This is a genomic window from Neisseria dentiae (genome assembly GCF_014055005.1).
GTDB lineage: Bacteria > Pseudomonadota > Gammaproteobacteria > Burkholderiales > Neisseriaceae > Neisseria > Neisseria dentiae.
The window spans coordinates 173,193-194,751 of sequence record NZ_CP059570.1; the positions used below are offsets into that span (position 1 = coordinate 173,193).

Consider the following 21,559-nt stretch of genomic DNA (forward strand, 5'->3'; position numbering starts at 1 on the left):
CGGAACAATCGGTTTTCAGACGGCCTCGATTATACGGGAAAAGGCTGCGGGCAGCGCGGTTTCGACGGCTGGGTTCAGCGTTTCAAGGCCAGTGTTAATACGCCTGCCGTTACCAGCCCCAAGCCCAGCCATTCCTGCGCGGAAGGGCGTTCGTCGAGAAACGCCACCGCCATCAGCGCCACCAGCACCAGGCTGAATTTGTCCACCGGCGCAACTTGAGAAGCGTTGCCCAACTGCAAAGCCTTGAAATACGCCAGCCACGATGCGCCGGTGGCCAAGCCCGAGAGAATCAGAAACAGCCAGTTTCTGCCCGTAAATCCCGCCACGCCCTGCCATTTGCCCGTATAGCTCAAAAAAGCCGCCAGCGCGGCGATGATAACCAACGTGCGGATAAATGTGGCGAAATCCGAATCGATGCCCTGCAAGCCCGCTTTGGCGAAAATTGCCGTGAGTGCGGCGAAAAAAGCCGATGCCAGCGCCCAGTAAAACCATGAATAAGCCATTGCACACCTTTTGCGAAAATATTGGAAAACGTTTTCAGACGGCCCGTACCGTTTTTCAAAAATCAAACTGCCTTCTCAAAAACCTGATTATCGTCATTCCCGCCTACGCGGGGTAGCGCAGCGGATCTGCATGGCCAATAACGAGGTTGAAGCATTTCAGACGGCATCGCATTAAGGCGTTTTGCAAAGCCTTCAGGCCGTCTGAAAATTTGACCTGCACCCGGGCATGATTTTCCCGTTGCATCTATAATAACGCCTATTTTCATTGTTTGCAGGAAAGCGCCATGAGTTACAAAACCGATGCCGAAATCGCCCAATCCGCCACCATGCGCCCGATAACCGAAATCGCCGCCAAAATCGGCCTGAAGCCCGAACAAATCGAGCCATACGGCCATTACAAAGCCAAAGTCAACCCCGCCGACATCGCCGCCCTGCCGCCCAAACAAGGCAGGCTGGTGTTGGTTACCGCCATCAACCCCACGCCGGCCGGCGAGGGCAAAACCACCGTAACCATCGGCCTGGCCGACGCGCTCAACCGCATCGGCAAACAAACCGTTATCGCCCTGCGCGAACCTTCGCTCGGCCCCGTGTTCGGCGTGAAAGGCGGCGCGGCCGGCGGCGGCTACGCACAAGTGCTGCCGATGGAAGACATCAACCTGCACTTTACCGGCGACTTCCACGCCATCGGCGCGGCCAATAACCTGTTGGCCGCCATGCTCGACAACCACATTTATCAGGGCAACGAACTGAACATCGACCCCAAGCGCGTGCTGTGGCGGCGCGCGGTCGACATGAACGACCGCCAGTTGCGCAACATCATCGGTGGCATGGGCAAACCGGTTGACGGCGTGATGCGCCCCGACGGTTTCGACATTACCGTTGCCTCCGAAGTGATGGCCGTGTTCTGCCTCGCCAAAGATTTGGCCGACCTCAAACAGCGTTTGGGCAACATTCTGATTGCCTACGCCAAAGACGGCAGCCCTGTTTACGCCCGCGACATCAAAGCCCACGGCGCAATGGCCGCCTTGCTGAAAGACGCGGTCAAACCCAACCTCGTGCAAACCATCGAAGGCACGCCTGCGCTGGTGCACGGCGGCCCCTTCGCCAACATCGCCCACGGCTGCAATTCGGTGATTGCCACCCGCGCCGCCCGCCATCTCGGCGACTACACCGTAACCGAAGCAGGTTTCGGCGCCGATTTGGGCGCAGAAAAATTCTGCGACATCAAATGCCGCCTCGCCGGCCTGAAACCCGATGCCGCCGTGGTCGTCGCCACCGTGCGTGCGCTCAAATACAACGGCGGCGCCGAACGCGCCAAGCTGGGCGAAGAAAACCTGGGCGCGCTGGAAAAAGGCTTGCCCAACCTGCTCAAACACATAGCCAACCTGAAAAACGTGTTCGGCCTGCCGGTGGTGGTGGCGCTTAACCGTTTCGTGTCCGACACCGATGCCGAGCTGCAAATGATTCAGACGGCCTGCGCGAAAGAAGGCGTGGAAGTGTCGCTCACCGAAGTGTGGGGCAAAGGCGGCGTAGGCGGCGAGGACTTGGCGCGCAAAGTGGTAAGTGCCGTCGAAACCCAGCCCAACCGGTTTCAGTTTGCCTACGATGCCGAACTGCCGGTTAAAGAAAAAATCCGCACCGTTGCGCAGAAAATCTACGGAGCCGCCGATGTCGAATTCAGCGCCGAAGCCGCCGCCGAAATCACCTCGCTCGAAAAACTCGGCTTCAGCAACCTGCCCGTGTGCATGGCCAAAACCCAATATTCGCTCAGCGACGATGCCAAGCTTTTGGGCCGGCCCGAAGGCTTTACCATCCATGTGCGCGGCATCACTGTATCCGCCGGCGCCGGCTTTATCGTTGCCCTGTGCGGCAATATGATGAAAATGCCCGGCCTGCCCAAAGTGCCCGCCGCCGAAAAAATCGACGTGGATGAAAACGGCGTGATTCACGGGCTGTTTTAAGTTATCGGATTTTGTTGATTGAAAAGAAAGGCCGTCTGAAAAACATTTTTCAGACGGCCTTGTTTTAATAAATTTTAATAGAATCAAGTAATAATAAATTTGTGTTCTATTTTTTAATAAATTTGTGTTTTATTTTGCCATAAAATTATTTATAATTATTTTACTGTATAGTCATATAAGACCAGATAGTGAAATTATTTTTAACAATCTAAAAAGGAATAAAAATGGCAATAAATTTTTTAGACAGCTTATCTAATGAGTTTGTAGAGCGTAATCAAGAAAAGACGACGTTCAGTATTCGTCTTTCTATCAAAGAAGATCTGATTTTGCAGGAGGTGGCTGATAGTTTTGAGTTCTCTAGGCAAGAGCTGATTCATCGTTTGATTACAGAACAGATTATCGAACCTTGGAAACAAAGGCATAAAGAACAGGCGGAAGAAGAACTGGTGATTGAAGAAACAAAATCAGTTAACTACTTTTTATTAAATACAAATAAAATCAACGATGTTGATGATCATAAATGGATGTTGTCAAATGGAGTTGCCGCAGCTTTTGAAGATGGTTATAAAGAAAAAATTCAAAAATTTAGAAAAGGTGATTGGATATTTCTCTACGAATCAGGACAGGGTATTGTTGCTTTGGGTAAGGCTTCGGGTGTGCTGGAAAAAACCGAACATTATGGTAGGGCGGATAAAACTTTTTTTCAAAAGCTGGATGATTTTCAAGTATTACCTAAACCCATTAAAGCTAGTGAAGTAAAGCGTATTTTGAGCAGATCTTTTCCGTTTGCAGCAACTTTATCACGCATCACAGATGGTGAAAAAATATTGGATGAAATAGAGAAAAAGGAATAATTATTAAAAATAATATTTTTATTCCAAGGAAGCGAGCTGTCTGAAAAAATCATTTTCAGACAGCTTTGTGTCGATCAGATGCTTTATAATCATGCCCCAGTCAACAGCAACAAGGCCGTCTGAAAAAATGACCCAAAACGCTAACAACCTCTGCTGGCTCGATATGGAAATGACGGGCCTGAACCCCGACACCGACCGCATTATCGAAGTGGCGATGATTATCACCGATCAGGATTTGAACGTGCTGGCGCAGTCGGAAGTGTATGCCGTGCACCAAAGCGATGAAGTGTTGGACAATATGGACGAATGGAACACCGCCACCCACGCGCGCACCGGCCTCACGCAGCGCGTGCGCGAATCGCGTTTCACCGAAGCCGAAGTGGAGCAGCGGCTCTTGGACTTTATGGCGCAATGGGTTCCCGAAAAAACCACGCCGATGTGCGGCAACACCATCCATCAAGACCGCCGCTTTATGGTGCGCTATATGCCGCGCCTGGAAGCCTATTTCCACTACCGCAATCTGGACGTGTCCACCCTGAAAGAACTCGCCCGCCGCTGGAACCCGCCCGTGTATAAAGGCGTGGTGAAAAAAGGTTCGCATCAGGCTTTGGACGATATTCTCGAAAGCATCGAAGAGATGCGCTACTACCGCAACAGCTTTCTCAAACTGCCCGAGGCCGTCTGAAAACGGTTTTGCAAAACCTGTGCGGGCTTTTAAAGAATTTTCGTCATACTCGGGTCAAGCCCGAGTATGACGGTTTAGGGTATTTCAGACGGCCTAGCCGCCCAAGCTTCCCGCAAACACTTTCTTTTTCTTCCAAAACGCCCGCGCCGCCTTGGGTTTGAGCGTGAGACTGCCTCCCTTTTCACCGTCGGTGGCGATGGTGAGGCCGTTCAGACGGCCTTGCTGCAAAGCCTGCCACAGCGGGGCGAACCAGCGCTGCTCCCAGCTTTCCAAAATATCTTTATATGCCCACGCATCGTCGGTGTGCAGGGTAACGGCCAAGTCGTCTAAAAACAGCAGGCCGTCTGAAACGGGGCGGCCGTGTTCGCGCACCATTTCCAGCCAAGCGTTGAAATCATAAGGCGCATCGGTGCGGCTGCCCGGATAAAACTGCGCCCACGGGCTGCTGCTGCCCAGAAACGGTGCACCGCTTTGGCCGCCCGCCATATCCCGCCACAGCCACACGCCGTTAATGGCAGGTGCCCGCGCGGCGGCGCGTTCGGCATTGAGCGGGTGGGCGTGCAGCCACATTTGGATTTCGGTTTGCTTTTGCAGCCATGCGCGGTTGCCGCCGCCTTCGGCGCGGATTGAGCCGTCGATTCTGCCGAGCACGTCTAAAACCGGTGCAGCCTGCCAGTTTGGCTGTTCAGGCAGGAGGGCCAGCCACAAATCGGGGCGCAGCGGGCTGAAGTGCCAGCCGTCGTCTTGCAGAAAACCGTTCAGGCCGCCGCAGAGCGTTTCGGCTTCGTGCGCTTCAATCTGAATATCGCTGCCGCCGAGCATATCCATATGGTGCATTCCCATCTGCTGCCAAACCGGGCTGGCGAACACCGCCGCACGGTTTGGGCTTATGCCTAAAGCCGATTTGGCGTTTTCCAGCAGGCTGCCGCGCCACAAAAAACGGCCGTAAAATTCAGACGGCCGCGCAGGTGTTGCAGTATGCACACCGAAACGCATCATTTTATTGAGCGAGGGCAAAACGGTTTCGGGCAGGGCGGCGGAAGTGTTGCGGTTCAGGGCCGGGAGGGCTAAAGTAAGATACATGGGAGGATATGTGCAGGTGAAAAAACTGTACATATTTTACGCTATTGTGCGGATTTTTCACGCAGCGAAACTTCCCCTTAAAGCAGGGGAAGCGGTTTTGTGGTACACTTTGGTCAGAACCGAAAAGATATAAATTTTGTGAAAATCAACGCAGTAGCAGAATAATGGCGGAAAATCCCGCCGCACAAGCAAGATAAGAGGCCTGATATGACAAAGCCCCTAAGTATGTTTTTAAAATCGTTGGCGCAAAGCGACGAGGCAAAGGCAGAATCTGCCGCGCCCGTTGCACGCCCTGTCGAACCCGAACCCGTTCAGCGTGCACACACCGAACCGGAGCGCATTATTGCGCCCGTTGAAAGCGCCGCCGTGCCTGAGCGCGCACCGGAAACGGCAGCCGCCCTGTTTGAGGATTCGTCCGACTTGGTCAGCCCGGTAGTGGAGCCTGCGCTGTTGGCCGCCGAGCCGATGATGACCACGCCGTTTGCAATGAAATCGGTACCGGTTGAGCCTGTGTTGGTGAAACCCGTGGCCGCCCGTCATGAAGAAGCTGCCGAAGATCCTGCCGCACAAGCCGCACCGGAAGTTGCCGTTGCGGCTGCCACGGCTGCCAAAAAAATGGTGGCGACGGCGAAAATCACCGCCAACAAACCTTTGTCGGGCTTGTTCAAACCCGCCATCAATGTGAAACCTTCGCTGTTTATCAAGCAGAAGCCGTCTGCCGAACACGAAACCGTTGCGGCGGCAGAAGCCGATAATGCAGCCGAACAAACCGTTCAGACGGCCTTTGAAACGGCAGATATCGCCGAAGCCGTTGTAGAAACAAATGCGCCGGTTGTTGAAACCGTTACGGCAGAAACGGAGCAAACCGCTGTTGCTTCCGTTGCGGAAACTGAAGAACAGCCTGCTGTTGCCGCGTTTGAAGCGGTAGAGCCTGAAGCGGTTGAAACTGTTGCAGCAGAAGCAGAACAAGCTGCGGCTGCTTGCGTTGCGGAAGCCGAAGAACAGCCTGCTGTTGCCGCGCTTGAAGTAGTGCGGCCCGAAGCGGTGCAAACTGTTGCAGAATCCGAAGCCCTTTCTGTTTCGGAGCGTGCGGCAGAAAAACTGGCCGTTGCCGCTGCCGCTTATGCGGCAGGCCAAGAGGCAGCTGCCGGTGCGCCGCGCGGCAAGATTGCTTTGCCGAAACTGCCGAAAATTTCCATGCCCAAAATCAGCGTACCCAAGATTTCGGTGCCGAAAGTTACCCAATCCCAGGCGGCGGCATTTAAAACTGCAGTCAAACCCATCCGTGCGGCAGTATCGGCTATTTCCGGCGTGCCTGCCGTGGCGGCGGTGGGTCGTTTTTGGCAAAACAAACCTGTCCGCTGGTCGATTTTGGGCGTGCTGCTGCCCGTTTCCGGCGTGGTGGCCGCATATGCCGTAACCGATCCGCAGCCCCAGCCGGAGCTTTACCGCACGGAGCGGGTGATGGAAGAGTTGCCGGCCGTTTATGTGGAAAGCGGCACGTTCCAAGGCAGTTATTGGGCGCAGGAAGCAGTGGAGCCGGGCGATTCGCTCACCGACGTATTGCAGCGCATGGGCGTTTCGGACGAGGAAATCCGCGAAGTGCTGGCGCGCAATTCGGTTGACCGCAGCATGATCCAGCTGCGTGCCGGCCAATCGGTAAACGTGCGCTTCGATGCTTCGGGCAATATCACCGACGTACAGTTCTTTAACGACGACGACAACGGTTTCCGCGACTTGGTGGCTTTGGAAAAAGTAAACGGCAAATGGCGTACTTCCACCTCCGCCGTCGAAATGGAAACCATGCCCACCCTGCGTGCCGTACAAGTGCGTACTTCTGCGCGCGGTGCGATGGCGCAGGCCGGCGTGCCGGTTGAAGTGCGGGAGTCTCTGAACGAGATTTTCAACGATATCGTTAATGTAGACGAACTCACCAGCGGTGATTCCATTCGCCTGCTGTATAACAGTATGTATTTCCGCGGTCAGGAAATGGCAACCGGCGATATTTTGGCTGCCGAAGTGGTGAAAGGCGGTAAGACCTATCAGGCTTATTATTACAGCCAGGGTAAGGGCGACGAAGAGAGCGGCAGCTATTACGACCAAAACGGCAAATCGCTGCGTTTGCACGAAGGTTTCAATGTGAAGCCGGTTGACTATATGCGCGTTTCATCCCCCTACGGTGTGCGCATCCACCCCGTTTTACGCACCGTGAAAATGCACACGGGTATCGACTATGCCGCACCCACAGGCACGCCCATCCGCGCTACTGCCGACGGTGTGCTGACGTTTAAAGGCTGGCAGGGCGGTTACGGCAATACCGTGATTCTGCAACACAGCAACGGTATCGAAACCCTGTATGCCCATATGAGCGCATTCTCATCGGCCGGCGGCCAGGTTAAAGCCGGTGAGGTTATCGGTTATGTGGGCAGCACCGGCCGCTCGACCGGCCCGCACCTGCACTATGAAGTACGTAAAAACGGCCAGCATATGAACCCGACGGCCATTGCCCTGCCGACGCCGAAACTCACACCCACCAACATGGCCGAGTTCCGCAGGCAGCAACAGGCGCATACCGCAACCATGGCTGCGGTGCGCAATCTGCCGGTAACGGTAACACAGTTGGATTGATGTTTGCTTAGAGAAAACCGCCTATTGTATGGGCGGTTTTTTATATGATGAGTTTTCTAGATAGTGTATTCACAATATTTTCAAGCACATCTTGCGGTGAATCTTTGGTGGGATAAGGGTGCTATCCTCAGAACAGCTACCAAATTCCCGATCGCATCAATACCATAGGCCTTATTGGCCAACAGCTTGTCGGCTGCCGTATTTACAACCAGCGCTTCGACAAATAGACAATCTACCGCACTGCCTTCGCTCATTACCGCCTTTAGCTCCTGCCGCATGGGGATAAACTTTGATGTGGGTGGCATCAATCATCAACCACCCTCTCTATATATCTTTAGGGGCTTAGGAAGCAAAATTAGCCCAAGGGTCGATTTCGCAGTATTTTAAGCAAGACTTAATACAGATCATCATGCCTGTGATTGAAGCGAAATTCGGTTTCCTTTAAGTGTAAATAAAAAGTCTGTTTCGGTACACCGTTAAATTTAACCAAGCGGTTTTTAGCATAACCCCAAAACGATTCGATGCCGTTAATGTGTTGCACACCCCGGGCAAACTCGTCTGCACCATGATGTACCCTGAGGTGCTTTTCATAGCCCATATCAACCAAGCCATGATAGCCGCGCCAGCCGTCGGTATTGATGATACTTTCAACAGCAACCCGCCCTCGAATAACCTGTTGCAGTGTAGCTTTCGAGGTATCCGGCACGATTTCGGTATAGACTTTGTCGTCCCGTTTTAAGATGCCGAAAACAATGGTTTTGCCTCCCGCTCCTCGCCCGCGTTTACCGCGAATGCGTTTGGAGCCGAAGTAGGATTCGTCCAGTTCGACCACACCGGCAAAGGGAGTTTGCCGTTCACATTCAGCGGCCATACGGCAACGCAGTTTGAGAAACAGATTATTGACACTTCGGGTACTGATGCCGGTGAGTCTGGCGGTATCGGAAGCGGTCAAATCAAGTGCGAAAAGCGCAGGATTTGGCGGAATTTTGATTCGGTAATTTTGCTGAACTTTTGGTACTTGTTTTTAATAGACATATCAGAAGCTTAGCATCATTTTTGCTGATTTTTCTTCCTAAGCCCCTACTTTAAAAGCCTCCAAAGTTCGTGACTCAGTTCATCAGAGTTTCGGTCCCATCGCCATTCGCATTCCTTCAGGTGTAAATCAAAGTTTTTGGTTAGGCCGTTGAATTTGGCGAGCCTTCGTTTGGTAAAACTCCAGAAGCTTTCAATACCATTGATGTGCCTGGTATCATCTGCAAACTCATTTTGTCCGTGATTAACGCGCAAATGTTTAGAGTAGCCGACATCGACCAAGCCGCTATAACCGCGCCAGCTATCAGAATAAATAACGCTCTCCAGAGAGACCTTTCCCAATATAACAGATTGAAGTGTTTGCTTTTTACAATCAGAAACGATTTCGGTATAAACTCTGCAGTCTCTTTCGAAAATACCAAAGACGGGTTGTTAAAGCGTTCCTCTGCCACACTTTAACTTGCCATGGAAACCGCTCTGCCGTTTGGCACCAAAATAGCTTTCATTAACCTCTATGCTGCCGTATAACGGGTCTTTTTGCTCGCTTTGGTAGCGGTATATTTCGTGCCTGAAAATGCTATACCAGTAGTTGATGGTATTGCGGTTGAAGCCTGTCAGCAAAGCGGTTTTTGAGGCTTCTATATCGACACAAAAATGCTTGATGATTTTTTGAGCTGATAGTCACTTAACTTGGTGTTATATTTCATTTTTCTAGTCTAACAGAGCTATTCTGCTAGTCTAGAGTCTTAAGAGATATCTCTACTTAAGGTGTTATTCGTGTTGTCTGAAACATTGTGATGCACACATAAAACACCGTATAATCCGAAGATTAAACCAAACACCAAACCACCACGGAGCAAGGCATGAACTTTGAGCAAGCACGTTTCAATATGGTAGAACAACAAATCCGCCCCTGGGATGTGTTGGATTTCGATGTTTTAGACGCACTGGCCGAAGTGCCGCGCGAACGTTTTGTGGGCGAAGCGCAGCAGGCTTACGCTTATGCCGACATAACGCTGCCGCTGCCTAACGGCGGCAGTATGCTGGAGCCGAAAATCGTTGCCCGCCTGATTCAGGGTTTGGCGCTGAAAGCGGGCGAGCGCGTGTTGGAAGTCGGCACCGGCTCGGGTTATGCCACCGCGCTGCTGCACAAACTGGGCGGCAGCGTAACCACGGTTGATATTGATGCCGCGCAACAGCAGCGCGCCCAAAGCGTGCTTAACGAGCTTGGTTTCGACAACGTGGTCTATCAAACCGGCGACGGTTTGGCGGGTGTTTCGGAAAGCGCCCCGTTCGATGCCATCTATATCGGCGGCGCCGTTCCCGCCGTGCCCGAAGCCCTGAAAAACCAATTGAAAAACGGCGGCCGCATGGTGGTGGTGGCGGGCAGCGCACCCGTTCAGCGTGCCCTGCTGATAACCCGCCGCGGCGAAGGCTTTACCGAACACACGCTGTTCGACACCTATATCCCTTATCTGAATGCCCCCGCCGCCGCCGGCAAATTCCAGTTTTAACAACAAACAGGCCAAACCTTCCGCACGGCCGGCCCGCATAAGAAACGCCCTAAAGCTTGAGGCCGTCTGAACGCATTTCAGACGGCCTCGCACACACTCAAACACACCCATTATGATTCCGCAGATCACCCCACAACAATTGCAGCAATGGCTTGCCGAAGGCAAACCGCTCACCCTGCTCGACGTGCGCACCGACGAAGAAGTCGCCTTTTGCGCGCTGCCCGGCCATGTGCATATTCCGATGAACCTGATTCCGCTGCGCCACAACGAGCTGCCCGACGAAGGCCCGATTGTGGTGTATTGCCACCATGGCGTGCGCAGCCTGCACACGGCTATGTATCTGGCCGACGCAGGTTTCGACGAACTGTATAACCTGCAAGGCGGCATCGACGCCTGGTCGTTGCAGGCCGACGCTACCGTGCCGAGATATTGACGGGCCGGGTTGCCCCTAATCGTAAATCTGCCGCCAAACGCGCAAGATTGCAGTATCATGCGCGTTTTCTACATTTCCGATTGAAATCATGAACTTTGAAACACTTATCAGCATCGCGCTCGGCATCGGCCTGGCGGCCAGCTCGGGCTTTCGCGTTTTTCTGCCTTTGTTTGCCCTGAGCGTGTCGGCTTATTTCGGTATGTGGCCGTTGAACGAAAGCTGGCAGTGGCTGGGCAGCACCAATGCGCTGATTATTCTCGGCATCGCCACCATCACCGAATCGCTGGCCTACTTAGTGCCGTTTATCGACAATCTGCTCGACACGCTCGCCGTACCGTTGGCCGGCTTGGCGGGTACGGCCGTGGTGGCCTCGACCGCCGCCGATTTAAGCCCCGCCGTAACGTGGGCGCTGGCGATTATCGCAGGCGGCGGCGCAGCGGCGGCCATCAAAGGCGTGAACGCCACCACGCGCGCAGCCAGCACCGCCGCCACGGGCGGCACGGCCAACCCTGTGTTTTCGGTTTTGGAAACCGGCACGGCGGTGGTGATGACGCTGCTCAGCCTGTTTCTGCCGGTTTTGGCCGTGTTCGTGGTGGTGTTTGTGGCTGTGTGGCTATACCGAAAATATGCGGCTTATCAGCGCGGCAGGGCGCAGGCATAGCGGCAACCGGTATTTTGGCCGTCTGAAAAAAGCGCGGCAATCGGTTAAAATGCACCTTTGCACATTTCAGACGGCATCAACATGAGCGGCAACACCCCCAACTACATCACCCCCGCAGGCTGGCAGGCTTTGAAAGACGAGCTGTACGGCCTGGTTAACAAAGAACGCCCCGAAATCGTTCAGATTGTGAACTGGGCGGCAGGCAACGGCGACCGCAGCGAAAACGGCGACTATCTCTACGGCAAACGCCGTATGCGCGAAATCGACCGCCGCATCCGTTTTTTAACCAAGCGTTTGGAAGCGGCGCAGGTGGTCGACCCCGAAACCCGCGAAGCCACCGACCAAGTGTTTTTCGGCGCCACGGTAGAACTTTTGCGCGGCGACGGCAGCGAACAGGTGGTGAAAATCGTCGGCATCGACGAAATCGACACGGCCAAAAACAAAATTTCATGGATTTCGCCGCTGGCACGCTGCCTGATTAAAGCGCGCGAAGGAGACGAAGTGGTGCTGAACGGGCCGGAGGGCAGGGAAGTGATTGAGATTTTGTCGGTGGCGTATGTACGGATTGAGTGAGTGCGCGGGGACGGAGTTTTGTTGAAATCCCAAACTTCTAAGGTCTAGTTGTTGAGGTTGGTCTCATTGCTCACACCCGCATGGCAGCGTTTTTGAGTCTTCAATTCGCCAAATCTACCTTCTGGTATATTGGTCGTGTTCGGCGTATCTAATTCCCTGTTTTGTTCAAAAATAAACAGATAAGTTAGGTTACATTTTAGGCTGCTATATGCGCTCCTTAATCTTTTGTGGGTATACCATTTTTGTGTGCCGTCTTCATGGAAACTGATTTCATTCAAGTATAGTGGATTAAAATAAGAATGCCGAAGTAGGGTAAAACGATTCTTTAGCATATCGCCCAATTGCAAGTTTGAATGCAGTTATTTCATTTCGGAGTTTTTATTTGAATTCACTATAGTTTTTATGAGCGTCATACTAATCGTTCAACTATGTTTTAAACTCCGCTTCTTCCAACATAAAATATTGTCCGACAACTTCTTTAAAGCGTGCGCTGCGTCGGATTCTGGTTTTCGGCTCAGGTAGTGGCGTATAGTTTGCTGCTGGTGGAATTGGCATAGTTGGAAGAGAATATCGGAAAAGAGTTGGGTGATGTCTTTAAAGCCGTCTGCGGTCATGCTTTGAATACGTATGCTTTTTTCATGACGACGATTAAACCTGCTTCGTACCTTGGGCTAATTTTGCTTCCTAAGCCCCTAAAGTAAATTTATATAAAGCTGCTAGGGTCTGTCGACATTCAAGTTTTCAGTGTATCCTATCCTCATGACCAGATATATTCTGACCGATGCACAGTGGGCAAAAATTGAGCCTTTATGCCAAGGAAAAGTTGGCGATGCCGGCCGAACCGCTGTCGATAACCGATTATTTATAGAAGCCATACTATGGATTATCCGTACCGGCAGTCCTTGGCGCGATCTGCCCGAAGAGTTCGGTAATTGGAAAAGTATCCACAAACGCTACCGCAGATGGGTCTTGGCCGACCGTTTTCATGATATTTTTGAAGAACTGAACCGTGATCTCGATATGGAGTATGTCATGATTGACGGCACAATTGTCAAAGTTCACCGCCACGGTCAGGGTGCAAAAGGGGGACTCTAAATCAGGCCATCGGCCAATCCAAAGGCGGGATGACGACCAAGATTTTGGCTATGGTGGATGCTTTGGGGAACCTGATTGACTTCAAACTGATGCCTGGTCAGCGCAATGACATTTGCGGCGTAGAACCGCTGATTAAAGAAAAGGAATTTGATGCTTTATTGGCGGATAAAGCCTTTGATGCCGACTGGCTGGTCGAAGAGTTGACCGAAAGGGGGAGTAAGGTGGTTATTCCGCCGCGTAACAACCGCAAATTGCAGCGGGAACACGACAAGATGATGTATTGCTGGCGACATTTGATTGAGAACTTTTTTGCAAACTCAAAGAATTCAAAAAGATTGCGATGCGCGCAGAAAAAACCGACCAATCTTTTGCTGCCAATATTTACCTTGTTGCTGCCGTATTGAAATTAAGGTAAACTTGAATGTCGACAGACCCTAGTCTAGAGCCTACAAAATACCACATTTTCCATTACCACCACACTATTGGCCAGAAGCTGGGGTATCAGCATTTGCTTCAACCAAGTATCGAATATCCTGCAGTTGAACGCTGCATGCAATAAACCGAATGTAAACAGCCGGTTGCTATACAGCACACCGATGGGGTTGGTTTGATTGCGTACCTGTCAATTATTGGGTGCTGTTACACAGGCGAAACCTTTGCGAAATACCGGTTATCCCATCTGAACGGTTACCTGAACAATCAAGTAATCGTTTTTTTCATTTTGAGACGTGTTTCTTGTCTATATTTCCCCTAATTAACCCCTTTATCGGGGTACTGATTGCCTTTTCAGGCAGCAGGCACACGAAGCTTGTTGGCTGCTTTTGCAGGTTCAGGCACACCGCTTTTAAATAGCTTTGCGCCAGTACTTTCCGTAAACCAACACACGCGCTCTTTTACAGCCGAACTTCCGGTGCAGCGTACCGAAGGTTTGTTCGACTACATAGTGAACTTTCGACAGCTGCGTATTGCGCTGTTTCTCCTGCTCCGTTAAAGGTTTGCCCCGGTGTACCTTACGCATAATGCCGTCGGATAGCCGTTTGCTTTGCAGGTGTTCACGGTTGGTTTTACTGTCATATCCCTTTCTGCATAGACAGTTGTTTTGGGTGCGATGTCGGCCAATAGCGGTTCGAAATGGTTGCACTCGTGGATGTTGGCCGGGGTGATGTGCAGTTTCTCGATATAGCCTTCCCAATCGGTGCGGGTGTGTTGTTTGTAGCCTAAGGTGAATTTGCCGTCCTTCTTCACACAGCGCGCATCTTTGTCTTTGCTGGGCAAGGTCTCGACGGCCTGGCGCTGTTTGCCGCCAACGGTTTGGATGATGGTGGCGTCAATCACTGCCGCCGGGGCTTTTTCTATTTTTAAACCTTTTTCGGTCAGCGGGCGGTTAATCAGTTCGAGAAGCCCGGTCAAGGTGTCATCTTGTGCCAGCCAATTGCGGAAACGGCAGAGGGTGCTGTGGTCGGGTAAGGCGACGTCATCAAAAGAAATTCAGACGGGTAGCTAAACAACGTTCCAATTCCGGATCGGAGAGGCTGTGCCATTGGCCGGGCAAGACGGCTTTGAGCATGGGCAGTAGCGGATAGGCGGGGTGGTCGCGGATGTAACGGGTCTTTTGCTGGTTGAGCAGTTGTTCAACGGGCTGCCAATCGAGTAGCCGGTTAATTTTGAGTAACGGGTAGCTGTCGATGTGTTTGCCCATCATGATTTGGGTTTGTTGGTGGAAGAAGCTGCTCATAAAAAAACTCCTCTGAATTCTTTCAAGGGAATTTAAAGTTTTTATGGTGTGGGAAAAGGTCGGGTTATTTACACTTTTTATGCCAAACGGCTTTTGTCTTTTGCTGGAATGATGGTTTCGTGATTTTTGAGTATTCTCAAGAACGATGCGGCTTCGCCGTGCCTTTCGGCATTCTTGACAACCCTCAAAAATCCCAAAATGGGTCTGCATGCAAAAAACGGAAAGTGTAAACAACGCTAGAATTTCCTACATCTCAGGCTTTGCCGCCGTGGCGCAGCAAAATCAACGGTGCGGACACGGCTTTGCCGTTGAGGCGGATAACGGGAAAGGCTTCTTTGTCGGACACGGCAATCAGTGCGGTTACTTTCTATTCGCCTTTTTCCGAACCGCCCCGGAACGACAATACCGGGCCGAGATAGAGTTTGGTCATGCTGTTTCTCCTTTGTTTTATTTGCTTTGAATGTGAATGCTCCGTGATCAGGCTGTTTCAGGGCATTTGCGTTTGTGTTCAAGCGGTGCGGATATGATACGGCATGGGGAAACAGTTTGCTGGTGTTGTTACTCTATTATTGATTGGGCTTAAGAAATAAGGCCGTCTGAAAATTGAACTGCACCCCAAAAATTGGACACCCCCTCCAACTTTAAAAGGTGCAGTTTTCTTATGTCCAAATATAACCTACACTTCAAATACCGAGCCGTACTCCATTACCACCAAGTGCACAGCCAACAGCGCACCGCAGAGCACTTCAACGTCTCACGCACCCACCTGCGCCGTTGGATAGCCGCCTATCGGCAAGGCGGTATCGCCGCACTCCAACACCCGCAGGCTACGTTTATGAAGACTATGAAGACCAACGCAAAAACCCGTTTATCGCCGACAAACCCGACCACGAAAAAACCCAGGCGGAACTGATTGAAGAGTTACGTTACATGAGGGCGGAGAACGACTACCTAAAGCACATGAAAGCCCTCAACGAAAAGAACGCCGCCAAAGCTGCGAAACCGTTCAAACGTTGAGGGCGAAACACCCGCTGAAATATCTGCTGCACAGTGCCGGCATTCCCAAAAGCAGCTTTCATTACCATATCGGCAAAGCCGATCCCGATGCGGCGGCCAAAACCGCCGTGAGTGAAGTCTATCGCCGACACAAAGGCCGTTACGGTCATCGGCGGATTGCCGCCGTATTGTCGTGGAACAAAAAGAAAGTGCAGCGCATTATGGGTTTGTTGGGACTAAAAGCCAAAGTCCGCAGTAAAAAAGCCTACCGTCCGCAAGCAGTAGGAGAGGCTTCGGACAATATTCTCAATCGTGAGTTTACTGCCGGCAAACCGGCAGACAAATGGCTGACCGATGTGACGGAGTTCAAATGCACAAACGGGAAGCTGTATTTATCGCCGGTATTGGATGTGTTTAATAGGGAGATTGTGGCCTATTCTTTAGGCCGCAGAGCAAACAGTAAAATGGTGGCGCAAATGTTGGACCAAGCATTCGGCCGTCTGAAAGGCCAAACGCCGCTGCTGCATTCCGACCAAGGTGTGCTTTACCGCACCGAGGCTTATCGAACGAAATTGGCTGAGAAAGGGATTGTGCAAAGTATGTCGCGCAAAGGCAATTGTTGGGACAATGCGCCGATGGAGAGTTTTTTCGGTACACTGAAAACGGAGAGTTTCTATCAGGAAGGTGCGCTGTCGGTGGCGGAGCTGACAGAGGTAATAGATGATTACATACATTACTACAATCATGAACGGATTAGTTTAAACTTGAAAAAGCTGAGTCCTGTCGGCTACAGAACCCAGCTTGAAAAGGCTGTTTGATAAAGATTCTTAACTTGTCCAAGTATTGGGGGACAGTTCAAATATTTCAGACGGCCTTAAACGTAATTGACGGGCTTCCCGCAGGCTCCGGCTTTTCTGTATGCCGGAGCGGGAAAACGGTTCGGGCTGTGTTTACGCCGGTTCGGCCATTTTCAGCGCCTGACGGATATCCACGGCGACAATCCGCGACACGCCTTTTTCCTGCATGGTTACGCCGATGAGCTGTTCGGCCATTTCCATGGTGAGGCGGTTGTGCGAAATATAGAGAAACTGGGTCTGCGCCGACATTTCTTTCACCAAATTGCAGAAACGGCCGGTGTTGGCATCGTCGAGCGGGGCGTCCACCTCGTCGAGCAGGCAGAACGGGGCGGGGTTGAGGCTGAAGAGGGCAAACACGAGGCTCATGGCGGTAAGCGCTTTTTCGCCGCCGGAGAGCAGGTGGATGGTGCTGTTTTTCTTGCCGGGCGGGCGGGCCATGATGGATACGCCGGCGGAGAGCAGGTCGTCGCCTATCATGTGCAGGGTGGCTTCGCCGCCGCCGAACAGGGTGGGGAAAAAGGTTTGCACTTTTTCGTTGACGGCGTCGAAAGTGGCTTTGAAACGCTCTTTGGTTTTGCCGTCGATTTGGGCGATGGCTTCTTCGAGCAGGTTGATGGCGGCCTGCACGTCTTCGCTTTGGCCGCGGTAGTAGCCGTCGCGTTCGCGGGCTTCTTCCAGCTCTTGCAGGGCGGCGAGGTTGACGGCGCCGAGGGCTTCGATTTGCTGGGCGAGGCTGCCGATGTCGTTGCTAAGTGCTTTCAGATTGCCTGATGCGGCGGCCAGTGTTTCGAGCGATTCGAAGTCGGCTTCCCTTTCGGTGAGGTTTTGGTGGAAGCGTTTGGCGTTAATCAGGGCTTCCTGCTGTTGCAGCAGGGCGGTTTGGGTGGCGGCCTGCAATTGCGGCAGTTTGCTTTGCAGCGCCTGCTGTTGGGCGTATTGCTCACGGCCTTGCGCTTGGGTGGCGGCGAGTTGGTCCTGCATGGCGAGGTATTGTTCGTCGAGCGTTTGCACGGCTTCGCCCAGCTCACTCAGTTGGGCGTGCTGTTCGTTGTTTTGGGTTTCGGCCTCATAGGCCAGCGCGAGTTCGGACTGGCGCTCCTGCCAGTCTAAGGTTTGCTGTTCGAGCTGGACGAGCTGTTGTTGGAAATGCTGTTTTTGCTGTTGCAGTTTGTGCACGGCCACTTCGGCGAGGCCGTATTGGCGGTTGGCTTCCAAAAGGGCGAGCTGGGCCTGTTTCAGACGGCCTTGCTGCTCTTGGCGGCTGCCGCCGGTGTTGTGCTGCTGGTGTTCGAGTTCGGCGGCGGCTTCGGTGAGGGTGGCGATGTCGTCTTGCAGGCCGTCTGAAGTTTGTTCGAGCACGGTTTGTTCTTCTTCGATTTGCGCCAGTTCGCGCCCGATGTGTTCGCGGCGGATTTGCCCTTGGTTGGTGCGGGCGAGCATTTCGGCGGCGCGCTGCTGCGCCTGCTGGTATTGCTGGTTGTGTTGTTTTTGTTGTTGCAGCAGGTTTTTATGGTGTGCTTCGGCATCGGCCAGCTCGGTTTTGCTGCGGGCGAGCTGTTGTTCGGCATCGGCCAAATGGGGCGACAGGGCGGCCAGTTCGGCGGCCAGTTCGTCCAAACGTTCTTTGCGCGCCATCAGGTTGTCCTGCCGGTTTCGGGCGTACAGCACGGTGCTGACGCGGTCGATGCGGTGGCCTTCGGGCGTGAGCCAAAGCTGGCCGGGTTGCAGGTCGCTTTGGCGGCTCAGGGCGTAATCCAAATCGGGGGCGCACAATACGCCGTCGAGCCAATGGTGCAAGGCCGTCTGAAACGGGGCTTTGGCTTGGATTTGGTTGAGCAGGGCGGGGGCGGGCAGGGTTTTTTTGAGACCGCCGGAAAGGTTGTCGGCCAGCCAGGCGGCGCTGCCTTCGGGAAGCGGCGAGGGCGGGGCGAACGAGGCGGGCACGGCGCGGGCGTGCAGGCGTTCGGCCAGTATCACGCCGAGTGCGTGCTGCCAGTCGGTGGGGGCGGTGATGTGCTGCCAGAGTTGCGGGGCTTGGCCGGCATCGGTGTGCTGCCAGAAATCGCCGCTGCTGTTTTCGTCTTGCGCCAAGAGTTGCGCCAGCGCCTGCTGCTGGGCTTCGAGCGTGATGTGTTGCTGTTGCAGTGCTTGCCGGTGTGATGAGGCCGTCTGAAAACGGGTTTGGCTCTCGGCCAAGCGGTTTTCGGCGGCCAAAAGTTGTTCTTCGTAATGCTCTTGTTGGCTTTGCAGCAGGGCGGCCTGCTCTTGTGCGGCTTCGGTATCGCTGCGGTCGGGCAGGTTGAGCGCGAGGCTTTCTTGTTTCAGACGGCCTTTGCGCGCTTCGTGCTGTTGCAGGGTGTGTTGCGAGTGGGCAAGTTGTTGTTGTTTCAGGGCCAGCTCGCGTTTGATGCGGTTGTGTTCGTCCTGCTGGCTTTGGTAGGCGGTGTTGAGTGCGGCCTGCGCTTCTTCCAGCTCGGGCAGGCGTTCTTCGTATTCGGCCACCTGCATGGCGGTTTCGGCCAGCTCGGTTTGTTTTTCTTCGATGTGGGTGTCGGCTTCTTCAAGCAGGGCGCGGATTTGCTGCTGCTCTTGGTGGATGCGCGAAAGCTGCACTTGCGCGGCGGCTTTGTCGCGCTCGATGCGTTGGTGCAGGGTTTGCCGGTGGCGGATTTGCTCTTCCAGGCGGGCAATCTGTTCGCGCAATACGCCGCGCCGGTTGCTGATGTCGTGCACGCTTTGCTGTTGCGCCTGTTCGGTGGCCTGCAAAGTGTGCACGGCTTCGCCCAAAGCCTGAATTTTCGCGGCGGTTTCGTCTTGCTGCTGCTGGAAGGTTTGATGCTGGGCGGTGGCTTTGTCGGCGGTGGCGAGCGATTGCTGCCATTGCACATAGTCGAGCAAATCCTGCTGCTGCGCAAGTTGGCGGGTGAGCGTTTGATAACGCTCGGCGGTTTCGGCCTGTTTTTCCAGCTTTTCCACTTGGCGCGCCAGTTCGCTTTGCAGGTCGGACAAACGTTGCAGGTGCTCGCGCGTATCTTTCAGACGGCCTTCCGTTTCTTTGCGGCGTTCTTTGTATTTCGACACGCCCGCCGCTTCTTCTATATAAGCACGCAATTCTTCGGGCCGCGCTTCGATAATGCGCGAAATCATGCCCTGTTCGATCACTGCATAACCGCGTGCGCCCACACCCGTGCCCAAAAACAAATCGGTAATGTCGCGGCGGCGCACCACTTGGTTATTGATGAAATAAGTGGATTCGCCCTGCCGTGTGAGCTGGCGCTTGATGCTCACCTCGGCATATTGCCCCCACGCGCCTTGAAGGCTGTGGTCGCTGTTGTCGAACACCAGTTCAACCGAAGCGCGCGGAGCGGGGCGGCGGGTGGCGGCGCCGTTGAAAATCACGTCCTGCATACTTTCGCCGCGCAACTGCTTGGCCGATGCTTCCCCCAATACCCAGCGCACGGCGTCAATCACATTGGATTTGCCGCAGCCGTTCGGTCCGATAACGGCCACCAGCTGGCCGGGCACATGAATGGTGGTGGGGTCGGTAAACGATTTGAAGCCGGCAAGTTTGATGTGGGTAAGGCGCATGGAAAGAGAAAAGCAGGGGCGGAAAAAAGCGTTATTTTAACGGAAAACCGTCTGAAAAGGTGGCGGCGGGCGAGAGAGGCGCCAATGCTTTATTTATCGTGGGCGGCAAGAAGTGTTGCATAAAGGCGAATGGCATATAAAACGGGCTGTTGCGCCGTTTTTTATTTTATATGGTTTATAAAGTTCTAATAATTTCAAATTGTTATATTTTTGACGAAATAATTACTTTAGTTTTGATTAATTTAACCAGATACCTATTATCTATAAAAAAATACCGTTGGTATGAGTTGGCGAAAATATAACTCGAATGCGTATATCATTTTAATATTGCCATGTGTTATGTCGTTGGAAAATGGCACAGCCAAATATACCGCAACAACGGGGATGTTTAACAGGTAAGCCGTAAAACGCAACAGGCGGCTTAATTAACCAGGAGTTTGAATCATGTTTCAGTATCGTAAATTATTGTGGGTTTTGCTGCCGCTTACCGCAGTCGGATGCGCATCGCACCAAAAAGAAAGCTGGATTGATACCAAGCAGGCCGCTTACAGCACTTCCGTGCCGGATAACCGCTCTTCAGTTGTGTTTTACCGTCAGGCCGATGCCATCAGCGGCCCTACCGTCAATATTTACGTAAACGGCCAATATTCGGGATCGTTGCAGCCGAATGCCTACCGCCAAGAAACCGTTTGTGCGCAAAACCAGCGGTTTTATGCCGAATTCACTAAGAGCGATACCGGTTACCGCAACAAACATAACTCCGGCGACTATTATAACCTGCCTGATTTAGCCGTGTCTTTCTTCAAGGTGGTCAGCGACAGCAACGGTCATCCTGTGCTGCAAGCCGTTTCTCCCGAACAGGCTGAAGCCGAAATGAAAGGCATCCCGCGTCAAAACCATACACTTTCACGCGTGGTAAGCGAAGAACAATGCGCGGTCGTATTGAAAAAATACAGCCTGCAAACTTCGGCCCTGTTCAAATTCGACCGTTATGACTACGAAAATATGCTGCCCAAAGGCAAGCAGGAGCTTTCCGCTATTTCCGAAGAAATCAAACAAAATCCCGATTTAATCCGCGGTATTGCCGTTGTAGGCCATACCGATCCGTCCGGTACGCCCGCATACAACCAGAAACTCTCCACGAACCGTGCCGCAACCGTAAAACAGGTACTGGCCGAAAGCGGTTTGGATAGAAGATTGATCAGTGCCGAAGGCAAGGGCGAGCGCGAATTGGTGGTTAACGATTGTCGTAAAAAGCACCCCAATAACGCCCAAGCGCGCAAAGAGTGCGACCAACCCAACCGTCGTGTGGAAGTGATTCTGCACGGTGAGAAAAAATAAACTGAATTTAACATTATAAG

Annotated in this window: 15 protein-coding genes and 4 pseudogenes; 12 read left to right on the forward strand and 7 right to left on the reverse strand. The window is 52.8% G+C overall.

Annotated elements, in window-relative coordinates; all coding sequences use genetic code 11:
• Positions 1 to 74: 74 nt before the first annotated feature.
• Positions 75 to 503, reverse strand: a complete 429-nt coding sequence (locus H3L92_RS00815) for an EamA family transporter (RefSeq protein WP_085367166.1) — start codon at positions 501 to 503, stop codon at positions 75 to 77.
• A gap of 284 nt (positions 504 to 787) precedes the next feature.
• On the opposite strand from H3L92_RS00815, the gene H3L92_RS00820 reads away from it, so the two are divergent.
• From H3L92_RS00820 to orn, 3 genes are all read left to right on the forward strand, one after another.
• Positions 788 to 2,464, forward strand: a complete 1,677-nt coding sequence (locus H3L92_RS00820; RefSeq protein WP_085367167.1) for a formate--tetrahydrofolate ligase — start codon at positions 788 to 790, stop codon at positions 2,462 to 2,464.
• 224 nt (positions 2,465 to 2,688) lie between these two features.
• Entirely contained in the window at positions 2,689 to 3,318 is a 630-nt protein-coding gene (locus H3L92_RS00825; RefSeq protein ID WP_085367112.1) for a hypothetical protein, read from the forward strand.
• 127 nt (positions 3,319 to 3,445) lie between these two features.
• Complete coding sequence (gene orn / locus H3L92_RS00830) at positions 3,446 to 4,003, forward strand: oligoribonuclease (RefSeq protein WP_085367111.1); 558 nt, start codon at positions 3,446 to 3,448, stop codon at positions 4,001 to 4,003.
• Positions 4,004 to 4,096: 93 nt separating this feature from the next.
• On the opposite strand, the gene H3L92_RS00835 is transcribed toward orn, so the two are convergent.
• Positions 4,097 to 5,086 (reverse strand): hypothetical protein, encoded by a 990-nt coding sequence (locus tag H3L92_RS00835; protein ID WP_085367110.1) that lies wholly within the window; start codon positions 5,084 to 5,086, stop codon positions 4,097 to 4,099.
• A gap of 1,329 nt (positions 5,087 to 6,415) precedes the next feature.
• On the opposite strand from H3L92_RS00835, the gene H3L92_RS00840 reads away from it, so the two are divergent.
• Positions 6,416 to 7,714, forward strand: coding sequence for a M23 family metallopeptidase (locus H3L92_RS00840; RefSeq protein WP_245945490.1), 1,299 nt, complete (start codon positions 6,416 to 6,418; stop codon positions 7,712 to 7,714).
• 394 nt (positions 7,715 to 8,108) lie between these two features.
• Here the strand turns inward: H3L92_RS00840 and H3L92_RS00845 are convergent.
• Positions 8,109 to 8,749: pseudogene (locus H3L92_RS00845) on the reverse strand (IS1595 family transposase).
• Between the two features lie 45 nt (positions 8,750 to 8,794).
• A pseudogene (locus tag H3L92_RS00850) lies at positions 8,795 to 9,453 on the reverse strand (IS1595 family transposase).
• A 156-nt stretch (positions 9,454 to 9,609) separates the two neighbouring features.
• On the opposite strand from H3L92_RS00850, the gene H3L92_RS00855 reads away from it, so the two are divergent.
• The 5 genes and pseudogenes from H3L92_RS00855 (at position 9,610) to H3L92_RS00875 (ending at position 13,437) form a co-directional block, all read left to right on the forward strand.
• Complete coding sequence (locus tag H3L92_RS00855) at positions 9,610 to 10,260, forward strand: protein-L-isoaspartate O-methyltransferase family protein (protein WP_085367109.1); 651 nt, start codon at positions 9,610 to 9,612, stop codon at positions 10,258 to 10,260.
• 109 nt (positions 10,261 to 10,369) lie between these two features.
• Entirely contained in the window at positions 10,370 to 10,693 is a 324-nt protein-coding gene (locus tag H3L92_RS00860; RefSeq protein ID WP_085367108.1) for a rhodanese-like domain-containing protein, read from the forward strand.
• Between the two features lie 88 nt (positions 10,694 to 10,781).
• Positions 10,782 to 11,354 carry a DUF4126 domain-containing protein gene (locus H3L92_RS00865; protein WP_085367107.1) on the forward strand — a complete coding sequence of 191 codons (573 nt, stop codon included), beginning with the start codon at positions 10,782 to 10,784 and terminating at the stop codon, positions 11,352 to 11,354.
• Between the two features lie 81 nt (positions 11,355 to 11,435).
• Positions 11,436 to 11,927, forward strand: coding sequence for a transcription elongation factor GreB (greB, locus tag H3L92_RS00870; protein ID WP_085367106.1), 492 nt, complete (start codon positions 11,436 to 11,438; stop codon positions 11,925 to 11,927).
• A 759-nt stretch (positions 11,928 to 12,686) separates the two neighbouring features.
• Positions 12,687 to 13,437, forward strand: a pseudogene (locus H3L92_RS00875) (IS5 family transposase).
• 429 nt (positions 13,438 to 13,866) lie between these two features.
• On the opposite strand, the pseudogene H3L92_RS13545 reads toward H3L92_RS00875, so the two are convergent.
• Positions 13,867 to 14,357: pseudogene (locus tag H3L92_RS13545) on the reverse strand (transposase).
• A 142-nt stretch (positions 14,358 to 14,499) separates the two neighbouring features.
• Positions 14,500 to 14,757, reverse strand: coding sequence for a transposase (locus H3L92_RS13075; RefSeq protein WP_245945452.1), 258 nt, complete (start codon positions 14,755 to 14,757; stop codon positions 14,500 to 14,502).
• Positions 14,758 to 15,418: 661 nt separating this feature from the next.
• On the opposite strand from H3L92_RS13075, the gene H3L92_RS00890 reads away from it, so the two are divergent.
• Both H3L92_RS00890 and H3L92_RS00895 read left to right on the forward strand, forming a co-directional pair.
• Positions 15,419 to 15,670, forward strand: coding sequence for a helix-turn-helix domain-containing protein (locus tag H3L92_RS00890; RefSeq protein ID WP_245945433.1), 252 nt, complete (start codon positions 15,419 to 15,421; stop codon positions 15,668 to 15,670).
• A 100-nt stretch (positions 15,671 to 15,770) separates the two neighbouring features.
• Positions 15,771 to 16,571, forward strand: coding sequence for an IS3 family transposase (locus tag H3L92_RS00895; protein ID WP_115336266.1), 801 nt, complete (start codon positions 15,771 to 15,773; stop codon positions 16,569 to 16,571).
• Between the two features lie 132 nt (positions 16,572 to 16,703).
• Here the strand turns inward: H3L92_RS00895 and smc are convergent, their stop codons facing one another.
• Positions 16,704 to 20,198, reverse strand: coding sequence for a chromosome segregation protein SMC (smc, locus tag H3L92_RS00900; protein WP_085367176.1), 3,495 nt, complete (start codon positions 20,196 to 20,198; stop codon positions 16,704 to 16,706).
• 444 nt (positions 20,199 to 20,642) lie between these two features.
• Between smc and H3L92_RS00905 the strand changes: the two genes are divergently transcribed.
• The gene (locus tag H3L92_RS00905) at positions 20,643 to 21,539 is read left to right on the forward strand and encodes an OmpA family protein (protein ID WP_085367175.1); all 897 of its coding nucleotides are present in this window, start codon (positions 20,643 to 20,645) and stop codon (positions 21,537 to 21,539) included.
• Positions 21,540 to 21,559 lie beyond the last annotated feature (20 nt).